This window comes from Synechococcus sp. R55.7 (assembly GCF_047461955.1).
GTDB lineage: Bacteria > Cyanobacteriota > Cyanobacteriia > Thermostichales > Thermostichaceae > Thermostichus.
The window spans coordinates 8,968-11,545 of the sequence record NZ_JANSIC010000072.1 but is presented as its reverse complement, the minus strand read 5'-3'; the positions used below and the strand labels follow the sequence as shown (position 1 = coordinate 11,545).

3 protein-coding genes are annotated in these 2,578 nt (G+C 59.9%); 2 read left to right on the top strand and 1 reads right to left on the bottom strand.

Going from position 1 to position 2,578, the window contains the following annotated elements:
• Window positions 1-93: 93 nt before the first annotated feature.
• Together NW820_RS05560 and NW820_RS05555 are read left to right on the top strand one after the other, a co-directional pair.
• The gene (locus NW820_RS05560) at window positions 94-867 is read left to right on the top strand and encodes a ZIP family metal transporter (RefSeq protein WP_414406909.1); all 774 of its coding nucleotides are present in this window, start codon (window positions 94-96) and stop codon (window positions 865-867) included.
• A 42-nt stretch (window positions 868-909) separates the two neighbouring features.
• Window positions 910-1,716, top strand: a complete 807-nt coding sequence (locus tag NW820_RS05555) for an alpha/beta hydrolase (RefSeq protein ID WP_414406908.1) — start codon at window positions 910-912, stop codon at window positions 1,714-1,716.
• Here the strand turns inward: NW820_RS05555 and NW820_RS05550 are convergent.
• The gene (locus tag NW820_RS05550; RefSeq protein ID WP_414406907.1) at window positions 1,682-2,491 is read right to left on the bottom strand and encodes a DUF3598 family protein; all 810 of its coding nucleotides are present in this window, start codon (window positions 2,489-2,491) and stop codon (window positions 1,682-1,684) included. The two genes, NW820_RS05555 and NW820_RS05550, sit on opposite strands and share 35 nt — an antisense overlap.
• Between the last annotated feature and the right edge of the window lie 87 nt (window positions 2,492-2,578).

Here is a 2,578-nt window from a genome sequence, read left to right as displayed (position 1 = left end):
AACCTCGCCTATGCCGCTCGAGCCAGCAATGTTCACACAACGTTGGAAAGGGAGGAGAATTGAAAAGCATTCGGCCTTTGTGGAGATTGGCTTGTGCATCCAATTGGGATGGGATCCCTGGCCAGCTTGATCGCCGGGTTGGCAACCGGGTTAGGGGCCTTGCCCGCTCTGTTTCTCCCCTCGCTCTCGGAAAGGGTACAAGGGATCCTGCTGGGATTTGGGGGTGGGGTGATGTTGGCGGCCACCTCTTTTTCCCTGCTGGTGCCGGGCACCGAGGCAGCCATAGCGCTGGGGTATTCCCCATTTGGGGCGGCTGTGGTGATGGTGGCAGGCCTGTTGTTGGGGGCGATCTTCCTGGAGAGTGCCCACCGCCTCTTTCCTCACGAGCACTTTTTCAAAGGGGTGGAAGGGGAGAACCGCGCCCATTTGAAACGGATTTGGCTTTTTATCATTGCCATTGCCCTGCACAATTTCCCGGAAGGACTGGCGGTGGGAGTGGGTTTCGCTACCGGCCAAGTCGGCGATGGGTTGGCGCTGGCGCTGGGGATCGGCTTGCAGAACATGCCAGAAGGGCTGGTGGTGGCTTTGTCACTGGTGGGCCAGGGGTACTCGCGGCTGTTCGCTTTTGGCATCGCCCTGCTGACCGGACTGGTGGAGCCCATCGGCGGGATCCTGGGAGCAACGGTGGTCTCTCTGGCGCAGCCCCTACTACCCTGGGGCATGGCTTTTGCGGCGGGGGCGATGTTGTTTGTCATTTCCGATGAGATCATCCCTGAGTCGCACCGGCAGGGGTTGGAGCGGGAGGGCACCTTTGGGGTCATCAGTGGGTTTGTGGTGATGATGTTGCTGGATATCACCTTGGGCTAGCAAGGGATCCCGTCGCGAAGTGGAACGGAGTTTTATTTTTTTATGTTGAGTAACGAACCCTTTTTGTGGCGAGGAGCAGGGGAACACGCCTGTCTGCTGCTACATGGATTGGGGGGCGGTGTTTACGAGTTGCAATGGCTGGCAGAGCGGCTGTTGGCGGCTGGCCTGACGGTGCAGGGATTTAACTATCCCGGCCATGACAGTGCTCCGCATCGCTTACACGACCGCCGGTCTGCCCACATGCCCCCTTCCCGCTGGACGGAGTGGTACGGGCGGGCTTTGGAGCATTACCTGGCTTTGCGGCAGGAGTACCCGCGCGTTTCCTTGGTGGGCTTTTCCACCGGCTGTCTGCTGGCTTTGCACCTGGCTTTTGCCCATCCTGTTTACAAATTGGTGCTGCTGGCGCCATTTTTCGCCATTCGCCACCGCTGGTACTATCTTTTTCGCCCAGAGCAGTACCTGAACAGCCTGGGGTGGTTGTTGGAGGATGTCCCCCGCTTCCATCTGCCCATTCGGGACGGGGATGTCCGCGCTTTGGCGGAAAAGGTAGCCTATTTTCGCAGCTTCAATCTGTCGGCGGTGCGCAGCGCCCTGGAGCTGATCGAGCGGGTCAAGGGAGAGGTGGCCGGCATCCGGGTTCCCACTCTGATCCTGCAATCTCGCCAAGATACAGTAGTGGATCCTGAACAGGCAGCGTGGCTCTATCAAGAGCTGGGATCCGAGGAGAAGATCTTGTCTTGGCTGGAGCACTCCGACCACATCCTCACTTTGGACGGGGAGCGGGAAACGGTGTTTGACCAGGTTTGCGCCTTCCTCAACCAGGATCCTTCTGCGCCCGGATCAGCGTAACCCGCTGCCAAGCACCGCGGGCATCGTAGTCCCGGATCAAACGCAAGAGACAATGGCAGTCTTCCGACTGCGGAAACCAGCTCAGGCTCACCGAAAAGCTGCGATCCCGGTGGGCGGTAGGGATGGGCAAGGGATCCGGCCCGCCAATCCACAGCCCTCCCGGCAAGGGATCCCAGTTGCTCAACCACTCTGCCCCCGAGCAGTCCACCTCGGTTTCGGCAAACCGGCCCTCGGCAACCGCAAAGCTCTGGGCGATCCCCCGCCATCTCCCCTGGAGGCAGGCTCTCAGCTGCTCTCTGCTCAGGGGTGCACAGTCTGCAACGGGATCCAAAGCTTGGCCGCGCCGCTCCAGGATCGCGGTTACCTCTACCAGACGACCTTGGGCATCCCACTGTTGCACCAGCCGCGCCTTGCGATCCCCCCAGAGAAAGCCCTGCTCGACGGCAAAATCACTAAACGGCGCCAGCTGCAGCCGCCCATTGGAAAAAGATCCATCGGGGAAAAAGCGCAATCCCGGCGAGAAATCCTGGTAGACCCAGCTCTGGGAGCTTTCGGGAGTGGGGGATCCCTGTAGGGGGTAGTAGGCGTTGGTTTGGCGGATCGCGCTCCCTGCCGCCGGACTTCCTGAAGAAGAGGATGGAGCCAAGGCCTCAAAGGTGATGAGGCTGCGCTTTTGGCCCCCCAGCTCCCAGCCGCCGGCGGTGGGTCGATAGTTGGAGAAGAGGCCGTGCCACACTCCCAGGTGGAGAGCCAGACATTGTTTTTGGGTTTTCATGAAGCAATGTGAAGCTAAGATTGTGAGGACGTAACGCTGGAGAGCAAGACCTATGGGGAAGAAGCTCCGAGGTGGCATTTTACTGAT